The 18677-nt window shown below is 68.4% G+C and carries 14 protein-coding genes; 3 read left to right on the top strand and 11 right to left on the bottom strand.

All coding sequences use genetic code 11. The features are described 5' to 3' along the window. Positions 1-12: 12 nt before the first annotated feature. The 3 genes from QMG73_RS19350 to QMG73_RS19340 all read right to left on the bottom strand — a co-directional run bounded on the left by QMG73_RS19350 (position 13) and on the right by QMG73_RS19340 (position 4707). Positions 13-963 (bottom strand): sigma-70 family RNA polymerase sigma factor, encoded by a 951-nt coding sequence (locus tag QMG73_RS19350; protein ID WP_281897582.1) that lies wholly within the window; start codon positions 961-963, stop codon positions 13-15. Positions 964-973: 10 nt separating this feature from the next. Further along, positions 974-2173 (bottom strand): NAD(P)/FAD-dependent oxidoreductase, encoded by a 1200-nt coding sequence (locus QMG73_RS19345; RefSeq protein WP_281897579.1) that lies wholly within the window; start codon positions 2171-2173, stop codon positions 974-976. A gap of 143 nt (positions 2174-2316) precedes the next feature. Beyond that, positions 2317-4707 carry an ATP-binding protein gene (locus tag QMG73_RS19340; protein WP_281897576.1) on the bottom strand — a complete coding sequence of 797 codons (2391 nt, stop codon included), beginning with the start codon at positions 4705-4707 and terminating at the stop codon, positions 2317-2319. A gap of 176 nt (positions 4708-4883) precedes the next feature. On the opposite strand from QMG73_RS19340, the gene QMG73_RS19335 reads away from it, so the two are divergent. Both QMG73_RS19335 and QMG73_RS19330 read left to right on the top strand, forming a co-directional pair. After that, entirely contained in the window at positions 4884-5666 is a 783-nt protein-coding gene (locus QMG73_RS19335) for a hypothetical protein (RefSeq protein WP_281897574.1), read from the top strand. Between the two features lie 77 nt (positions 5667-5743). After that, the gene (locus QMG73_RS19330) at positions 5744-5980 is read left to right on the top strand and encodes a hypothetical protein (protein WP_281897572.1); all 237 of its coding nucleotides are present in this window, start codon (positions 5744-5746) and stop codon (positions 5978-5980) included. Positions 5981-6149: 169 nt separating this feature from the next. On the opposite strand, the gene QMG73_RS19325 is transcribed toward QMG73_RS19330, so the two are convergent. After that, entirely contained in the window at positions 6150-7379 is a 1230-nt protein-coding gene (locus QMG73_RS19325) for a DUF418 domain-containing protein (RefSeq protein ID WP_281897570.1), read from the bottom strand. A gap of 129 nt (positions 7380-7508) precedes the next feature. Between QMG73_RS19325 and QMG73_RS19320 the strand changes: the two genes are divergently transcribed. Beyond that, entirely contained in the window at positions 7509-7682 is a 174-nt protein-coding gene (locus QMG73_RS19320; protein WP_281897567.1) for a hypothetical protein, read from the top strand. Positions 7683-7896: 214 nt separating this feature from the next. Here the strand turns inward: QMG73_RS19320 and QMG73_RS19315 are convergent, their stop codons facing one another. The 7 genes from QMG73_RS19315 to QMG73_RS19285 all read right to left on the bottom strand — a co-directional run bounded on the left by QMG73_RS19315 (position 7897) and on the right by QMG73_RS19285 (position 18644). Beyond that, positions 7897-11352: a ThuA domain-containing protein gene (locus QMG73_RS19315; protein WP_309299497.1), complete on the bottom strand. Its 3456-nt coding sequence runs from the start codon at positions 11350-11352 to the stop codon at positions 7897-7899. 563 nt (positions 11353-11915) lie between these two features. Further along, positions 11916-13133, bottom strand: coding sequence for an iron-containing alcohol dehydrogenase (locus tag QMG73_RS19310; protein WP_281897563.1), 1218 nt, complete (start codon positions 13131-13133; stop codon positions 11916-11918). Positions 13134-13254: 121 nt separating this feature from the next. Continuing rightward, a complete protein-coding gene (locus tag QMG73_RS19305) occupies positions 13255-14715 on the bottom strand; it encodes an NAD-dependent succinate-semialdehyde dehydrogenase (protein ID WP_281897561.1) in 1461 nt (486 codons plus the stop codon). A gap of 8 nt (positions 14716-14723) precedes the next feature. After that, complete coding sequence (locus QMG73_RS19300; RefSeq protein WP_281897559.1) at positions 14724-15800, bottom strand: ABC transporter ATP-binding protein; 1077 nt, start codon at positions 15798-15800, stop codon at positions 14724-14726. Further along, positions 15800-16867, bottom strand: a complete 1068-nt coding sequence (locus QMG73_RS19295; RefSeq protein WP_281897557.1) for an ABC transporter ATP-binding protein — start codon at positions 16865-16867, stop codon at positions 15800-15802. The genes QMG73_RS19300 and QMG73_RS19295 overlap by 1 nt, the downstream gene beginning before the upstream one ends. Further along, the gene (locus tag QMG73_RS19290) at positions 16867-17778 is read right to left on the bottom strand and encodes a carbohydrate ABC transporter permease (protein WP_281897555.1); all 912 of its coding nucleotides are present in this window, start codon (positions 17776-17778) and stop codon (positions 16867-16869) included. The genes QMG73_RS19295 and QMG73_RS19290 overlap by 1 nt, the downstream gene beginning before the upstream one ends. Beyond that, positions 17778-18644, bottom strand: a complete 867-nt coding sequence (locus QMG73_RS19285; protein ID WP_281897553.1) for a carbohydrate ABC transporter permease — start codon at positions 18642-18644, stop codon at positions 17778-17780. Before QMG73_RS19285 ends, QMG73_RS19290 begins: the two co-directional genes overlap by 1 nt. Positions 18645-18677: the final 33 nt, after the last annotated feature.

Genomic DNA, 18677 nt, shown 5'->3' with positions numbered 1-18677 from the left:
CTCGGGCTCAGGTCACCACTGGGTGATGAGCGGCGTGTCCGGTTCGTGCCGCCGCCAGGCCTCCGTGAGGCGGATAAGGCGGGTAGGAGCGGCGATGCCGCGCACGGTTGCGATCTTGCCGTTGGCGATGTCGAACGTCACGGCGCCGACGACCTGGTCGCCGAGCACGAACAGGATGGCGGGGGCGCCGTTGACCAACGCGTAGTGCACGGCCGGCGTACCACCGGCAAATCGCCGCTTCGCGGGCGTGGGTTTGAAGCCCGCCCGCGCAACGGCGGCGAAGCGCTGCGCGGTGTCGTACCGCAGCAGCGTTTCGGTCAGGCCGGCACCGTCGGAGACCGCGATCGCGTCGTCGGTGAGCAGCGCCACCAGCCGTTCGGTGCGGCCCGAAGAGGCAGCCGCGAGGAACTCCTCGACGATCCTACGGGCCGATGCCAGGTCGACTTCGCCGCCGCCACGGCGCGCGGCGGTGACACGGCGCCGAGCCCGGTGCAGGTGCTGCTGGCTTGCCGATTCGGTGATGTCGAGGATATCGGCGATCTCGGCGTGGCTGTAGGAGAACACCTCACGCAGAACGTAGACGGCCCGCTCGACCGGTGACAGGCGCTCCATGAGCGTCAACACGGCCAGGGACACCGATTCGCGCTGCTCGAAACTGTCGGCCGGACCGAGCATCGGGTCGCCGTCCAGCAGCGGTTCCGGCAACCAGGCGACGGTGCGTTCGCGGCGGGACTGTGCCGAGCGAAGCCGGTCCAGGCACAGGTTGGTGACGACCTTGGTCAGCCAGGCCTCCGGCACCTTGATCTGCTGCCGGTCGGCGGCCTGCCAGTGCAGGAACGCGTCCTGCACGGCGTCTTCGGCGTCGGCGGCGGAGCCCAGCAGACGGTACGCCAGCGAGGCCAGCCGCTTCCGGCTGGCCTCGAACCGGCTGGTGTCGAAGCGATCGGTGGTGCTGCTGTCCACGGGTACCAACCTAGGCGGCTGCGCGACGACCTTCTCGGCGCAACTCATCCGGCACGGCGGCCAGGCGGTGCCTACGCTTGGGCAGGCCGAAAGTCGGGTGCGAGATGGTCCACAACGCGATCCGGTTGATGCCCTCCTTGATCAGCGCAGCCGTCCGGCCACCCTGATGCTTCGGCTTTGCCCGCCCTTGATCGTCGACGAGCTGCAACATCCCGTCGCGCCGCCCGAGGGTGACGTAGTTATACGTGTAGACCAGCTTGGTGGTCGCGACCTCGCGGCCGGTCAGACGCGCCACGATCGCCTCCATGGCCTGCCGGCCGGTGAAGCCAGCCGAACCGCAGGACATCGGCAACGGCCGGCCGTTGTCGCCGATGGCGTGGACGCTGTCGCCGATGGCGTACACGTTCGGGTGCGAGACCGACCGCATGGTGCGATCCACGACGATCTGACCGTTCTCGGTGACCTCCAGCCCGCTGGCGGCGGCGATCGGGTTGACCGCGAACCCGGCCGTCCACACGGTGGCGTCGGACGCCAGGGCAGAACCGTCGGCGCACAGCACCCGCGTCGCTTCGACAGCTTCGACGCTGGTGTGCTCCACGACGGTGACACCCAGCCGGTCGAACGCCTGCCGCAGGTGACCGCGGGCCCCAGCGGAGAGCCGGGCACCCAACTCACCACGGGCGACCAACGCCACCGACAGCCCGGGCCGGGACTCGGCGATCTCAGCGGCGCACTCGATACCGGTCAACCCGTCACCGACGACCAGCACCCTTCCTCCCGCGCCCAGGCTGTCCAGGCGCTCACGCAGGCGCAGCGCCGCTGGCCGGCCGGCGACGTTGAAGGCGTGCTCGGCCACACCGGGAACGCCGCGATCGTCGACGCGGCTGCCGAGCGCGTAGACCAGCGTGTCGTAGCCGAGCTCTCCGCCGCCGTTGGCGTCGGCCAGGGCAACGACACGGCGCTCAGGGTCGACGGCGGTTACCAGGGCAACGCGCAGCCGGATCGCCGTGCCCGCGAACGCGTCGGCGAGCTTCAGAGCCTCGATCTGCCGGCCGGCCGCGACCTGATGCAGCCGCATCCGCTCGACAAAGTACGGTTCAGCGTTGACCACGGTGATCTCCGTGTCCTCCGGCGACAACTGACGGGCCAGGTTTCCGGCCACATAGGCCCCGGCATAGCCTGCGCCCAGAACCACGATGCGGTGCTTCATGTGTTGCTCCTGTCGGGTCGCTTGCTCTTTGTGAGTTGAGCGGCGCAGCCCACCGATTCCTGACAGGACCTCCATGTGCCTTGGGTCACACCGGCACCAGCGGGACGGGGATCCCGCCAGTGGGTCGCTGAGGCGGCAACCGATTACCGGGCCAGGCCGGACGCCCTGGGGTCGTCCCGCTGTCGATAGAAGACGGCCGGCTGCCGCCGGAGCCGGCTCCGCTCCGCCTCGGGATGGTTCAGCTGAACGAGGATGGTCGTGGTCTCGCGCCATGCGCGCTCGGCCGGTTCCGGGTAACCGGCGGCGTACAGCGTATCGCCGAGCCGGGTGAGGGTCATCGCCTCGTAGTAGCGCTCACCGCGGTTGCGGAACAGTTCCAGCGCCCGCCGGTAGCACTGAATGGCCTCGCCGTGCTCGCCCCGGTGGTGGCGGACGCAGCCGATGGTGTCCCACGTGTCGGCCTCGCCGTACAGGTTTCCCGCCGTCCGGTGCAGCGCCAGAGCCTGCCGGCCGACGGCGAGGGCTTCGTCGTACCTGCACAGCTGAAGGTTCTTCCACGCGGTGTTGTTCAGCGTGAGTGCCTGGCCGGCCAGGTCTCCGGTAGCCCGATACAGCACCAGTGCGCGGCGGTCCTCAGCCAGTGCGTCCTCCACCCGGCCCAGGCGAACCAGCAGGCTCCCGAGCGTGCGGTGCGTGGCCGCGCGCCCGGACAGGTCGTCGAGTCGCGCGTACAGTTCCAGGGCCTGCGACAGGTGCCTCTGCGCCCGGTCGTGATCCCCCATCATGGAGCAGGCGTACCCGAGGTTGCGGTGCAACTGCGCCTGGGCGGCCATGGCGCCGTCGCGTCGGGCGGCCGACAACCCGATCGTCGACGTGTCGTGCCAGTCGCGCCAGTGCCCGCGCCGTTGCAGGAAGTCCGCGGCTGTCCACGCGAGCTGCCACGCGTGCGAGTCGAGATCGGCCAGCGCGGCCATTGGGACCGCGGCCGTCAGAACGGCATGCTCCCGGCTGAACCACGCCAGGCACCCGTCGACTCCCGGTGGCGGCTCGACCGTGGCACCGGGACGGGGCGCGGGCAGCTCAACCCGGTCGCGGCCCGGGTACAGGGCGGCGGCGGCCGCGGACGCCGTATGCAGCAGATGGTCCAGGAGGCGGCCCAGCGCGTCGGGGCGTTCGGCGTCGGTCACCAACCCGGTGGCGTACGCGCGCAAGAGGTCGTGCATGGCGAACCTGCCGGGCGCCACCTCGACAAGCACGTTCGCGTCGCGCAGCGCCGCGAGCTCGCGCGCCGTCACGCGCACGGGCCGGCCGGCGAGGCTGGCCGCCGCGGCGACGCCGACCTCCGGACCGGGATGTAGCGACAGCAGCCGGAACAGCCGCGCGGCCGCCGGGTCGAGGGCCCGGTACGACCAGGAGAACACGATCCACAGGTCCGAACGGGACTCCCCGCGGGCCAGGATGTCTGCGCGGGCGTGCTCCTCACCCAACTGCGTGGCGAGGTCAGCCAACGTCAGTTCCGGTCTGATCGCCGCGTGCGCCGCCACCACGCACAGTGCGAGAGGGAGCGCCGCGCACGCGGCTACGATCCGGTCAACCACCGCCGGTTCAGCCACGAGACGCTCGGCGCCGATCCGCTCAGCCAGCAGCGTCGACGCCTCCGAGCCCGACAGCGGACCGAGCGTCAGCGGGTAGGCGTCGTCGACGGCGACCAGGCTCGCCAACCCATTGCGGCTGGTAACCACGGTCAGGCATCCCGGAGCACCGGGCAGCAACGGCCGGACCTGCTCACCGTCGCGCGCGTTGTCCAGGATGACGAGCATCCGCCTGCCGGCCACCAGGCTGCGGAACAACGACACCTGACCGTCCACCGTGGTGGGAACCTCGTTCGACGCGACGCCCAACGCCGACAGAAACCCGTCGAGCACCTCCGCCGGACGCAGCGCCGGTCCGGACGGGTCGAAGCCGCGGAGGTTGACGTACAGCTGCCCGTCCGGGAACCGATCGGTGACCCTGTGGGCCCACACGACGGCCAGCGTGGTCTTGCCGACGCCCGCCATCCCGTCGATCACGGCGAGTGTGGCCGTCTCCACAAGGTCCGTGAGCGCGGCGAGTTCGCCGGAGCGTCCCACGAACGTGCGCACCGTCGGCGGTAGCTGACGCGGCGGCACCAACGCCGGGCGTGCGGGCATCCGCCCGGCCACCCGGCCGGCCACCGCGCGGGTACGCCGGAACGCGTGCTCCACCACCGCGTACCGGCCGCGCCAGTACTCCTCCACGCCCGTGCCCGGAGGCAGGCCCGCCGCGGTGCCGCGCTGTTCGGCGTACTCGCAGAAGCTGCGTACCAGTGAGCGGATGACGTCCCAATCGGGTGGGCGACGCACCCGACCACCGAGGATGGCACCGATCTGGCTCTTGCTGAGCAGCGCGCGGGCACCCAGCGCACGCAGGCCCGGCCCACCCGCCTGCTGCCAGACCGACCGCAGGTCGGCGCAGAACTCGCCGAGCAACTGATCCGGCACGTCCACAGCCGTCACGTCGCGTGTCCGCTGCTGTCCAGTGCGCCGGATGCCACTGGCGCCGCCCAGCAGGCGGCACCTTCCCCGGTGTCCGGAGCTGTCCCGCGCGCGACCCGTCCACCGGGCCACGAGCCGAGCCTGGGGACGCCCACCCCGAACCGAACCTGAGCCTTGGAGGTCTTGTGAAGCAAAGAATGTTGAGGACGGCCGCCGGCGCGATACTCGCGGTCGTCATGGTGCTGCCCGGCGCAGCACGGCCCGCGCACGCGATCCCCCCGGCGGCGATCGCGGCGGTCGTCTCGTTCGCCAGCTCGGCCTACTCGTTGATCCAGGGTGTCTTCCGGCCCGGTGCGTCCGCGGACGACCTCAGCGCCGGGGTGCGGCTGATCATCAACGCGATCGAGACGTCGAAGACGGAGATCCTCGCGCGCATCGACGCGATCGCCACCGCCGAGGCGTCGGCCTGCGCGCGGCAGGCGGTCATCGAGTTCGCCGACATCGAGTCGTTCACGCCGCAAACGATGCAACGATGGGCGCAGGATGCGACCGGGTGCGTCACCCTGATCAGCAGCCTCATCGGTACTGTCAGCACCAAGCCGGAGACGGACGAGCTCGGGATCGCGCTCAACACGGCCGGACCGATCGCGATCGCGGCCCGGGCCCGGGCCGGCTTCAGCATCGACTCGCTCAAGACGATCGTGGCGCAGGGAAACCGGTCCCTCGTCACGCTCCTCGAACCGGCATGTTCGTTGACGCCATTGTGGGGCGACCAGCCACCAGGGTCGCGCGAGGTCGAGGTGAACGTCCGGTGCACCGTGTACCCGGGAGTCGTCTCCGTCGGGCACATCATCGTTGCCGGCCAGCGGAACAAACCGTTGCATGTGCCGTTCAGCGCCTACGAGCACATCTTCACCGCGGCATCGAACCAGACCAGCCGGGCGGTGGCACTCGCCGCCCTGCAGATCATGCCGAGCTGACAGTTTCGTGAACCGTGGGCGGATCCGGTCGATCGACCGGATCCGCCCACGCCGTTCGGTGCGGTACACCACACACATTGTTCGTTCCCCGACGGTCACCGGATGACGTCGCGTACTACACAGCGTCAACCGCCGACCCCACCACCGACATGGTCGGGTACGTGCAGGTCCCACTCTGGCTCAGCAAACAGGAGGTGGCCTCGTTGGCCGAACAGGTACGCGAGATGCTGCTGTCCAAGATGGACAACGCACCAGAATCCGAGCGCCAGCTCTACGTGCTCAGCCCCATTTTCTTCCCGATCGACCAGAACTGAACCCGCCGCCCGCCGGCCCACGCACCCTGATCCAGCCACGGTCTCGGCCTGAACGGAACGACCTCGTCAGCATGCCGGGTGACCGACTCGTGGGCGGGCCAGGCGTGGCATTTCACGACCACAATGAACTTAACCTTCGATGGTGGGAGTGGAGGCTTCCAGCCAGATCTCATCGGACGAACTTCGCCAGCTTGGTGGCGGTGTGGAGCAGGTACTCCAGCGGTCCGCGGCGGAAGAAGCGAGACCAGATCCCGGCGAATAGGATGGCCCCGCCGATGAACATCAGCAGCGGCACCCAGGACTCCTGGAAGGGCACCCCGGCGGACGACGACACGACGAAGTGGCCGACGTAGGCCGTCAGGGACATGGTGCCCACGGCGATGACCGGTGTCGCCAGACGGCGCACCCATGACAGGCGGTCCATCGCCACGATCGCGCACAGGATCACGGTGATCGCGACGCCGAGGCTGCCGATGATGTCGAATGTCGTACCGCTGTGCGGCCCGGCCAGCAACAGCGACGAAGCCGACCCATAGGGTTCGAACGACCCGCTGTCGAACGAACCGCTGCCGAACGAACGGCTGCCGGAGGACCCCGACGCGTCTTCCGCGGAGCTCCGCAACGCGTCCGCGCCGGCCAGCAACCTGGACGTGCCGTAGCCGAGCACGATGAGGGCGGGGCCGAACACGGCCAGCCGCCGCCGCACCGAACCGGCGGCCAGGTCGAGGCGGGCCAGTGCCATGCCGGCGACCACGAACGACATCCAGGTGATCGTCGGGTAGAAGCCGGTGAACAGCAGATCCAGTACGCCGACGCCGCAGAGCCGCTCGAGCGGGTCGTAGGCGTTGATGCTCTGCTGGACCGACTCGGTCAGCAGCGAGGACAGGACAAACGCCAGCTGAGGTGCGACAACCGCGAGCACAGCCGCGATGATCGCGAGCGTCCTGGCCCGCAGCCGCACCAAGGGCAGCGCCAACAGGAAGTAGACCCCGTAGAAGTTGAGAATGATCACATCTCCGAAGACCATCGTCAACCCGGTGCCCACCGCCAGCAGGACCACGGCGCGGATCGCGATCCGGGCCTTCGCCTGGCGTCCCGCCAGGCCGGTCTTCGGCTCCCGGCGGCCGGCGAGCAGCGCCAGCGAGAACCCGGCAAGGGTGGCGAACAGGATCGACGAGCGGCCGTCCGCCAGGTACCGGATCCAGCTGGCCACGCCGGACGTGGCCGACAAAGGCGGGCCGATATGCACGACATACATCCCGAACACGGCCAGCGCGCGGGCCAAGTCCACCCCGACCAGCCTCCCCACCGACGGACCAGGATCAACCGGCACGGCTGGCTCGGGCATGGGGCCGAGCGGTGGCGGGGACGGCTCTTGTGCGGGCTTGGTCTGCGTCATGCCAGAGAATGTCGCTAAGCCAGGGACCGGCCGACTATCCGGCAGGTTTCGGCATAATCCCCGCCGACTGGCGGGACCGCCCCCGCCGACCGGTGGAATCCCCCTTCCTCGGCCGTCGCCGGCGTGTTGGTGACCGTGATGGCGACGATCCGACCGCCCGATGACCCGCTGCCCCATCGCGCGTCGATGCGCGCCGTGGCCCGGCACCCGCTCGGTGATCCGCCGGTCATCGAGACCGTGGCCAAATCCGGCACGCGTCTTTCGATCGACTTCGGATACGCGCGGTGGCTGGCGACGCCGTGAGCCGCGGCGTCCGTCCGCGTGGAGGTAAGCCAGTCAGAACAGCACAGTCAGGCATGCAAAGTCCTGTTCCGACGTCAGAGGGCCGTGACCACGGCGGACGACATTGTCGGCACCCGCAGCGTTCAAGGGTTGACCGAGAGCCTCCAGCGGCCAACCGGCAGCGGCGCGACACCATCTGGTGTCGCGCCGCTTGTGGATTCAGCCGCCTGTGGACTCAGGTGGCGGTGCAGGTGAGCGATGGCACGGCGGCGGCGCCACTCCCCGAGCCGATGAAGCCGAACGCCGTGCTGGCACCGGCTCCGAGCGACCCGTTGTAGGAGACGTTCCGCGCGGTCACGCTGGCGCCGCTCGATGTGACGGTGGCGTTCCAGAACTGGCTGACGCTCTGCCCGCTGCTGAACGTCCAGGTGACCGTCCAGCCGCTGATCGACGCGGAGCCGGCCGTGATCCGCACCTCAGCCTGGAAGCCACCGGACCATTGGCTCGTCAGGGAGTACGCCGCCGTACATCCACCCGGCGGCGGTGGCGTCGTGGGTGGCGGAGTCGTGGGTGGCGGAGTTGTGGGCGGTGGCGTCGTAGGCGGCGGAGTTGTGGGTGGCGGCGTCGTAGGCGGTGGCGTCGTGGGAGGTGGAGTGCTGCCGCCGAAGGTGAACGCGTCGAGGTCGAACAGGTAACCCGAACCGCCGGTGAAGACCAGGAACAGGTTCTGTGTACCGGTCGGTGGTGTGACCGTGCCGGTGACGTTGGTCCAGGTCTCCCAGCCACCGGTCGGAGCGACCGTTGCCGTGCCGACCACCGGTCCGCTGGCCGAGCCGGCACGCATGGAGATCGTCCCACCCGAGCCGGCGGAGGCGACCCGCGCGGTGAACGACGTAGCCCCGCTCAGGTTGTAGGGCGTGAACGAGATCCAGTCGCCGTTCTCGATGAACCCGACCGCGCTGCCGCCGTTGGCCGACGGCTTGGTCACGACGGTGGTGCCCTGCTGGCCGTTGTAGTGCTCGGCCTGACGGGTCCGCGGCTGCATGACCACCTGCGGAGAGGTCACCGGCGTGGTCGAGCCGGCCGGCGTGTACTCGGCGGTCAGCACGCCGAAGATGTTCGCGTTGGTGTCGTGCTCACCGTCCTCAGTGGTCTGTATCGTGCCCGAGCACCCGGTGGTGCTGGTTATGTCATGACCGTGGCTGTCGTGCCCAAGGGTGTACTTGACCCTCACGCGGCTACAGTCGACGGTCGGCGCGTTCGCGTCGGTGACCGTTACGTCGAACGGGACGGCGTCACCAGGGCTGAAGAGCCTCCCGTTCCCCGGCAGGTTGAGGACGATTGTCGGCCGGCCCACCCCGATCACCAAGCTCGCCGTCGAACTGCGACCGGTGCTGTCCCGCACCATGAGCGTCGTCGTGAACTCGCCATTGCTGTTGAAGGTGAACGACGGGTTGGCGGCGGTCGAGTCGGTGGTGCCGTCCGTGGTGAAGTCCCACGCGTACGTGATGGCGTCACCGTCCGGGTCGCTGGAGCCGGCCGAGCTGAACTGCACGGTCAGCGGCGCATTCCCGCTCGTCGGGTTCGCGGACGCGGACGCGATCGGCGACCGGCCACCGGAGTTGTACTCGATCCGGTACACCGCCGAGCTGGCGTCACCGCTCCCCCAACCGGTGCCGTAATCGAGCACGTAGAGCGCGCCGTCCGGGCCGAACTCCATGTCCATCACCTGCGTGCCGGTGTAGGCCGGGAACGCGTCGATCGCGCCCACCCCACCAGAGCTCGTCACGGTGGCCGCCTTGATCCACCGCCGCCCGAACTCCCCGAGGAAGATCTTGCCGTTCATCGACGCGGGGAACTTCGCGTCGGACGCGAGCGAAGCGTTGTAGTTGTACACCACCCCGCCCATCGGCGACAGGCCGCCACTACCGAGCGCCGGCGGATTCTGCTCACCGCCGTACGGCAGCCAGCCCCGTTGCGACGGGGGCAGCTGGGTGATCCCGGTGTTGTTGGGCGAGTTGTTGACAGGTCCGCCGGTGCAGTTGAACGCGGCACCTGATGGACCGGACGGGAAGGTGTAGTCGATATACGGCGTGTTGTAGCTCGAGCAGTACGGCCAGCCGTAGAAACCCGGCTGGGTGATCCGCTCGAACGCGACGTGGTTCGCCGGCCCACGGGTCGGGCTGGAGGTGCCGGCATCCGGCCCGTACTCACCGAGGTACACGACGCCAGTCGCCTTGTCCACGGACATCCGGAACGGGTTGCGGAAGCCCATCGCGTAAATCTCGGGCTTCGTGTTCGCCGTACCCTGCGCGAACATGTTGCCGGCCGGGATCGTGTACCCACCACCGGCACTCGGCCGGATCCGCAACACCTTGCCGCGCAGGTCGTTGCTGTTACCGGCTGTGCGCTGGGCATCGTAGGCCGGGTTGCGGTTCGACCGCTCGTCGATCGGCGTGTAGCCGCTGGAGTCGAACGGGTTGGTGTCGTCCCCTGTGGACAGGTAGAGGTTGCCGGCCGCGTCGAAGTCGATGTCACCACCCACGTGGCAGCACATGCCGCGGCTGGTCGGCACCTCCAGGACCGTCACCTCCGACGACGCGCTCAGCGTGAAGTCGGCGTTCACCGTGAAGCGGGACAGGCGGTTGACGCCGTTGAACGGCGCGAACTGCGCCGCCGTACCGGTCGACGGCGCGTCGCCGGACGGGGTGGACAGCCGCGGCGAGTAGTACACGTACACCCACCGGTTGGTGGCGAAGTTGGGGTCTGCCTTGATGCTCTGCAAACCCTCCTCGTCGTGCGTGTACACCGGGATGGTCAGCGCCACCTTGGTGTTGCCGGCCGCGTCCGTGTACCGGACCGTGCCGTCGCGGGAGGTGTGCAGCACGCCGCGGTTGGGCAGCACGGTCAAACCCATCGGCTCGCCCACCTCGGCCACGCCCTTGGCCAGGTTCACCTGGTTGTACCCAGCCTGCGGCGGCTGGCCGGTCGAGCAGTTGCCGGTCCCCTGCGCCGCGTACCGAATACCACCCAGCAGGTGCGTACGGAAGTTCGCCTCGCTGTAGCTCTCGTTCGTGTGACCCATCCCGGTGTACCAGGAGCGGCCGCCATCGTAGCCTCGGCACCACGCGATCGGGTGGTCCCCACCCATCGAACCACCGGTGTACGTGCTCTCGTCCAAAGTGGCCAGAACGTGGGTCTGCGCGCGCGGGTTGGTGCGGTAGTTGTACCACTCGTCGAACCGATTCCACGCGGTCGGCAGCCCTGCGGTCGATGGGTGGGCCGTGTCCTCGATCCGCACCGTGGCGTTCTGGTTCGCCGGGTGGCTGGCGAAGTATGCGCCGACCAGGTTGCCGTACCACGGCCAGTCGTACTCGGTGTCGGACGCCGCATGGATGCCGGCGTAGCCGCCGCCGGCTCGGACATACTGCTCGAACGCCGCCTGCTGGCTGGCGTTGAGCACGTCCCCGGTGGTGGAGAGCCAGATGACCGCCCGGAAGCGGGCCAGGTTGGTGGCGTTGAACTGGGCGGCGTCCTCCGTGGCCTCCACGGTGAAGTTGTTCGCGGCGCCCAACTGCTGGATCGCGGTAATACCCGCTGGGATCGAGTCGTGCCGGAACCCGGCCGTCTTACTGAAGACCAGAACGCTGAAATCTGCTGCGGCGTGGGCCGGGACCGCGGTGAAGCTCACCGCGGCCAAGACCATGGCAATGCAGAGGGCCAATCTTCGAAACATGATCGGTGGTCTCGCTTCCTTTCGTACGAATCAATGCCAAACCGGCCGGCGAGCCCCGACTGGCAGCCGACGGAAGCCGCCGGGGTTGCCGTTCTGCATCACATCCCCAGGGCCACGACCAGCACCGCCGCGGCCGCGACAGGCCCAGCGATGAAGCGCGGCTCAACATCGTGGTTTGCCCTTCCGAGGGTTAAGGGCTAGACCGCCGGGCAGCCTGCACTGACAGTTCCGGCCTGGACCGATCCTGTATCGATTGGCAGACTAAGAGTGCTAATCATCGATGTGTGGGAACGCTCCCCATCGATGCTTGAAAGATTGCCAGATTGTTTTGGATCCTTCAAGAGGGAACCGCCAAACGCATACGCGGAACGCAGGTTTTCTATAGGCGACGTTTGAAAGCTTTCGCGGATAACACTTTTTTCGCGAGAGCGTTATTCAGAACGCGGTTATCGCCAGGTTCAGTAGATCTCCAGTCCGGTGACGGTGCGTAGGACTTCGGGTCCACGGGAACCGCGGGGTCAGGAGTGTCGGGTCCGGTCCCCGATCCAGGCAGCTTCGAGGATCGCGGTCAGGCTGGCGGTGTCGGTCGGGCCTGGATGGTTCTGGATCAAGCGGGTGATGCCGCTGGCCATCTCCGCGAAGCGCGGGAGGTCGGCGCGTGCCACGCCGATGTCCGCCAAGCTGGCAGGGATGCCGATGTCGGCAAGGAGCCCGTCGAGCCAGGTGAGGAACGTATCTGCGGCCTCGGCTTCCGAGGCGTCGGTCACGTCGAGCCCGCACACCCGGGCGAGGATGGTCAACCGGTCGCCGATGGCGTCCCTGGCCGCGTCCAGCGCGTAGGGCAGCAGCAGCCCGACGCCCAGGCCGTGCGGCGTGTGAGTGGCTGCGCCGATGAGGTACTGGAGGGCGTGCGGGGCCGCGTTGCCCGCGTGGGAAAACGCGAGCCCGGCGAGCATGGACCCATAGGACATGTCCGCGCGCGCGTCAGTGTCGCCTCCGTCCCGGACGGCACGGCGCAAGCTGCGGGAGATCCGCTCCGCGGCCAGGAGCGCGTAGTGATCGGTGATCGGGTTGCGGCCGAGGAAGACCCGCTCCACCGGGTCGCGCGGTCCGTGGGTCCGGGGTCGGGCGGTGTAGCTCTCCACCGCGTGACAAAACGCGTCGATGCCGGAGTGGGCGGTGACGGTCGCAGGGCAGGTGTAGGTGAGCTCGGGGTCGACGATGGCGAAGTCGGGCACGATGTAGACGCTGGAGACCCCCACCTTCAGCTCGCGGTCCGGGTCGGTCAACACCGAGACCGGCGTGAGCTCGGAGCCGGTGCCTGACGTCGTCGGGACCGCGACGAGAGGAATCGTCGGCCCCGGCACCTTCGACTCGCCGTAGAAGTCGTGCGGCGCCCCACCGTGGCGCTGGATGACGCCGACGATTTTGGCGAGGTCGATCACGGTGCCACCCCCGATGGCGAGGATCATGTCGGCGTCCACCTCCGTGGCGGCCGAGGCGGCCAGGGCGACATCGGCGAGTGGCACCTCCGGAGTCGCATCGGCGAACACCTCGACGACCTCGACCTTTTCCCGCACGGCGGCCACGATCTCGGCCACGCGAGGCTGCCCTAGAAGAACCCTGTCGGTCACGACGAGGACTCGCGAGCCACACTCTGCCACCACTCGTGGGATGTTCTGCGCGACCCCTTCGCCCACTATCAGCTGGCGTGGTCCGCGGACGGTCTCAAGCATGTCGGTGCCTCTCTGGAACGTCGGCGGCGATCTGCTGGGCGGATGTCCAGGTAGCCTGCGAGACCGGGACGGCGCCGCGTCTGTGGTGAGGCCCGGGTCCCGCCCCACGGGTGGAGGCCGGTCACGGTAGGTCGATCGCCGCGTAGGTGAGGTCGAGGTACTCGAGGATGCCCTCGTGCGACCCCTCCTTGCCGATCCCGGACTGCTTCACGCCTCCGAACGGAGCTGACGGGTCCGAGATCAGGCCACGGTTGATGCCGAGCATCCCCGTCTGTAGCCCCTCAGTGAACCGGAGCGCCCGCTGGAGGTCGCGGGTGAAGATGTAGCCGACCAGGCCATACTCGGTGTCGTTGGCCTTCGCCATCACCTCGTCGTCGGATGTGAACGAGATGATCGGCGCGACCGGGCCGAAGATCTCCGCCTCCAGCATCCGCGCGTCTTCGGGCACGTCGACGAGGACCGTGGGCGGGTAGAAGTGGCCCGGCCCATCCGGACGCTCGCCGCCCACCAAGACACGGGCGCCGCGATCGACCGCGTCGGCGACGAGCTCCTCGATCGTGGTGGCTGAGGCCTCGTCGATCAACGCCCCGACGTCCACGCCGTCGTCGAGACCATGGCCCACTGAAAGCGCGCCCATCCGCTCGGCGAAGCGCGCCGTGAACTCCTCGCGCACCGGCTCCTCGACGTAGATCCGGTTGGCCGCGATGCAGGACTGCCCGATGTTGCGCATCTTGGCCACCATGGCACCGTCGAGCGCGACGTCCATGTCGGCGTCGGCACACACGATCAAGGCCGCGTTGCCGCCCAGTTCCATGGAGGTGCGCAGCACGTTGTCCGCCGCCTGTCGGAGCAGCACGCGCCCGACCTCGGTCGACCCGGTGAACGAGAGCTTGCGGGTCCGGCGGTCGGCGAGCAGGGCTGAGACCACCTCGCCGGCACGCTTCGTTGTCACCACGTTGACCACGCCCGGGGGAACGCCGACCTCCTCCATGACGCGGGCCAGCAACAGCATGGTGAGTGGCGTCTGACCTGCTGGCTTGGTGATCGTCGTGCAGCCCGCCGCCAGCGCAGGAGCGATCTTGCGGGCGCCCATGGCCAACGGAAAGTTCCAGGGCGTCACGAAGACGCACGGTCCGACCGGCTTCGGCGCCGTGAGGATGCGATATCCACCAGCGGGGGCGGTGTTGTAGCGCCCCTCGACGCGCACCGCCTCCTCGGCGAACCAACGGAAGAACTCGGCGCCGTAGGCGACCTCTCCCCGAGCCTCGGCGAGCGGCTTGCCCATCTCGAGCGTTATCAGCCGGGCGACCTCCTCGGATCGCTCGGTCAGCGCCCGGTACGTCGCGGTCAACAACTCCGACCGTTTTCGCGGCGGGGTGGCCGCCCACTGCGCCATCGCCTTGCTCGCCACGTCCAGAGCGGCGAGCCCGTCAACGACGTCGGCGTCCGCCACCTCGGCGATGGTCTTGCCGGTGGCCGGGTCCTCGACGGCAAAGGTGGCTCCGCTGGCGGCGTCGCGCCAGGCGTCGCCAATCCGGAGCCGCCGGTGCTCGGGCGCTAAGACGTTCATCGGGTCACTCATCGCGTCGCTTACCTCCCGGCCTCGGACAGCGCCAGCCCGGTGTCCGCATCGAACAGGTGCGCACGGTCCAGATCGACCGTGACAAGCAGCCGCTCGCCCGGCGTACCGGTGACGGTGGGTCGTGCCTTGACCTTGAGGATCTTCGTCCCCACTCGGACGTCGACCACCGTTCGGTCACCGAGCGGCTCAAGCCCGTAGAGCTCACCCGACAACGACGCGTTCCCACGCTGCTCGACGGAGAGGTCCTCGGCGCGCACGCCGAGCAGCAGCGGACGACCGTCCTCAACCGTGGTCCAACGGGGCCGCGGCAGCGTCCAGCCTTCCGCCCCGACCAGGCGATCTCCCTCGACGTGGCAGGCGAGCAGGCTGATCCGCGGGCTCCCGACGAAGCCCGCGACCCACTGGTTGGCTGGACGCTCGTACACCTCGGTCGGCGTTCCGACCTGTTGCACCTTCCCCTCCTTGAGGACCGCGACCTGGTCGGCCATGGACAGGGCCTCGACCTGGTCGTTGGTCACGTAGACGAAGGTGCCCCCGAGACTCCGGTGGATGCGGGTGAGCTCGGTGCGCATCTCGACGCGGAGCTTGAGATCGAGGTTCGTCAGCGGCTCGTCCATGAGAAACGCGCGCGGGCGACGGACCAGCGCCCGGGCCAGGGCGACACGCTGCATCTCACCGCCCGACAACTGCGCGGGACGACGCTGGAGCAAACGTTCGATGTGCAGCAGGCTCGACACCTGCTCGACGGCGGCGGCGACCTCGCTCGAAGAACAGCGCCGTGCCCGCAGCGGCGAAGCGATGTTCTCGTACGCCGTGTGTCGCGGGTAGAGGGCGTAGCTCTGGAAGACCATGGCCAGGTCGCGTGCGGCCGGGGTGTCACCGGTCGCGTCTCGCTCGTCCAGATGCACCGACCCGGCGTCAAGCTTCTCCAGGCCGGCGATCGCTCGCAGGGTCGTGGTCTTGCCTGCCCCGGAGGGCCCGAGCACGACGAAGAACGCGCCGTCCGGCACGTCCAGCGTCACCCCGTCCAGGGCCTGGACTTCACCGAAGGACTTGCACAGCCCGTGCACTGACACGGTTCCCATCAGGCCACCAGGTCTTCCGTGTGAACGTCGTAGACCGCCGGGGTCCCGCCGCTGTGCCGCAGCCCGACCGATGCGTCAGTGGCGAAACGGACGGTCGGTGGCATCCGGACCCGTACGTCGCGCTGGCCGCCGTGGTCGACCACGTAGATGACCTCGTCGCCCAGCCCCTCCGCTGAGACCACGCGGGCCGGGACTGAACCTTCCGCCCCTGGTTCTGTGACTTCCAGCGCCTCCGGCCGGACGCCCGCCACCAGGGAACGGTCGCGCGGCAGGCCAGGCGGGGGCGTGAGGACCAGTCCGCCCTTGCTGTGCAGCTTCCCGTCGACCACCTCTACCTCGATCAGGTTCATCGGCGGGGAGCCGATGAACTCGGCGCAGAAAAGGCTCGCCGGACGGTCGTAGACCTCCAGCGGCGTGCCGATCTGCTCGACGCGGCCCTTGTTGAGGATGGCGATTCTGTGACCGAGCGACATCGCCTCGACCTGGTCGTGGGTCACGTAGACCATCGTGGTCCCCAACTGCCCCTGCAGGTGCTTGATCTCCGTGCGCATGTCGGCCCTCAGCTCCGCGTCCAGATTGGTCAGAGGTTCGTCCATGAGGAATGCGCGCGGTCGCCGCACCAGGGCGCGAGCAAGCGCGACGCGCTGCTGCTCCCCGCCGGACAGCCGGCGCGGTCGCCGGTCCATGAGCGGACCAAGCCGCATCAGCCGGGCGGCCTCCTCGACCCGCTTGTGCACCTCCGACTTGGGCAGTCCCTCCGCCCGCAGTGGGAACGCCAGGTTGTCGCGGGTCCGCAGATGCGGGTAGAGAGCGTAGAACTGGAACACCATGGCGATGTCGCGCTCGGCGGGCGGCAGGTCGTTGACCAGCGTATCGCCGATACGGATGTCGCCCGTCGTCTGCCTCTCCAGGCCGGCGATGGCCCGCAGCGTGGTCGTCTTGCCGCAACCCGAAGGGCCGAGCATCACGAACAGTTCGCCATCGCCGATGGACAGATCCACATGATCAACCGCGACCGTACCGTCCGGGTAGCGCTTGTGCAGGGCGGTCACCTCGATGCCCGCCATCAGCGTCGCACCGCCCCGAGCGTCACACCGGCGACGAGGTGCCTGCGCACCAGGTAGGCGAAGACGAGCACCGGTACGGCGAACACCACGGAGGAGGCGGCCACGAGACCCCAGTCCACAGTGGTGCCGCCGATGAGGCCGGCGATAGCGGGTGGGGCCGTCCGCACATCGTCGCTGGAGGTGAGGAAGATGGCGAACACGAACTCGTTCCACGAGAAGATGAGTGCGAAGACCGCCGTCGCGGCGATGCCAGGTACGAGCAGGGGAAGGGTGAATTTCCAGAACGCCTGCAAGCGGGTGTAGCCGTCGAGCATGGCGGCATCCTCGTACTCCGCGGGCACCTCGTCGACGAACCCCTTCATCATCCAGATCGTGAACGGGACGTTGAACGCGGTGTAGATGAGGATCAGACCGAGCTGGGTGTCGATGAGCCCGACCTGGCGGTACATGAGGAAGATCGGGATCACGACCACCACGGGCGGCATGAAGCGGGTGGACAGGATGAAGAACAGTTGGTCCTTCTTGGCCTTCAGCGCGAAGCGTGAGTAGGCCCAGGCCGCCGGGACCCCCAGCACGGTGGCCAGCACTGTGGAGACCCCGGCGACCACGACGGAGTTGAGGAACGAGACGGACAAGCCCGAGCGACCACCGCTGGAGGACACGAACACGTCCTTGAAATGGTCCACAGTGACCTTGAAGTCGAAGAACTTGGCCGGGATGGCGTAGACGTCCCGGTTCTCCTTGATGGATGTCTCGACCATCCACAGCACCGGAAAGAGCATGACGACGGCCAGCACCGTCAGCAGCGCGACCTCCAGCACGGCGCGGCCCCGGCCACCAAAGCGGCGCGCGGGTGGCGTGTGATCCCGGACCGGACCGGCGGACACGGCGTCGTCGACGGAAACCGCCATTAGTCCTCCTTGAGCTTGTTCAAGTAGCGCAGGTAGAGCTGCGTGAGGATGATGACGACAAGGACCATGAGGATCCCGTACGCCGAGGCGGTTCCGGTGTTGAAGCCCAGGAACGCGACCTTGTAGACATGGAACGACAACGTCTCTGTGGACACCCCCGGACCTCCGCTGGTGAGGATGTAGACGAGGTCGAACAGCCGGAATGCCTCGATGGCCCGGAACAGTACGGCGATGAGGAGCAGCGGCCACACCAGCGGAAGAGTGATGGTGCGGAACCGGAACCACTCCGACGCCCGGTCGATCGAGGCGGCCTCGTACAGGTACTTGGGGACCGCGGTAAGGCCCGCGAGTGCGATGAGCATGATGAACGGCGTCCATTGCCAGGTGTCGACCACGACCAGGGAAAGCAATGCCGTTCGCCGCTGGGTGAGCCACTCCACCTGCCCCAGGCCGAGCGAGCCGAGCATGCTGTTGACCACGCCGAATTGCGCGTCGAGCATGAATCGCCAGAACAGCCCGACCACGACCGGCGACAGCATCATCGGCACCAGGAACAGAGTGGTCAGCAGCCCTCGCCCGTGCGTGCGCCGTGAGATCAGGTAGGCGATGGTGAAACCCAGCACGGTCTGCAGGGCGACCGCACCGACCACGTAGATCAACGTTGTCAAGGCTCTCTGGTGGACCTGCGACGAGGTCAGGACGGCGGTGTAGTTTCCGAACCCGATCCAACGGGCGGGTCCACCGCGTGTGGCCGAGTAGTCGGTGAAAGACAGGTACAACGCCCACAGCAACGGGAACACCGACATTGACAGCAACAGCAGCATCGCGGGAGAGATGAAGCCCACGGCGAGCCAGCGGTCGCTCACGCGGCGGGACCGACCCGGTGCGGGCGGCGCCAC

The sequence above is a fragment of the Phytohabitans aurantiacus genome, assembly GCF_027923225.1.
In the GTDB taxonomy this organism is placed as follows: domain Bacteria; phylum Actinomycetota; class Actinomycetes; order Mycobacteriales; family Micromonosporaceae; genus Phytohabitans; species Phytohabitans aurantiacus.
This window is presented reverse-complemented; position numbering and strand designations above follow the sequence as displayed.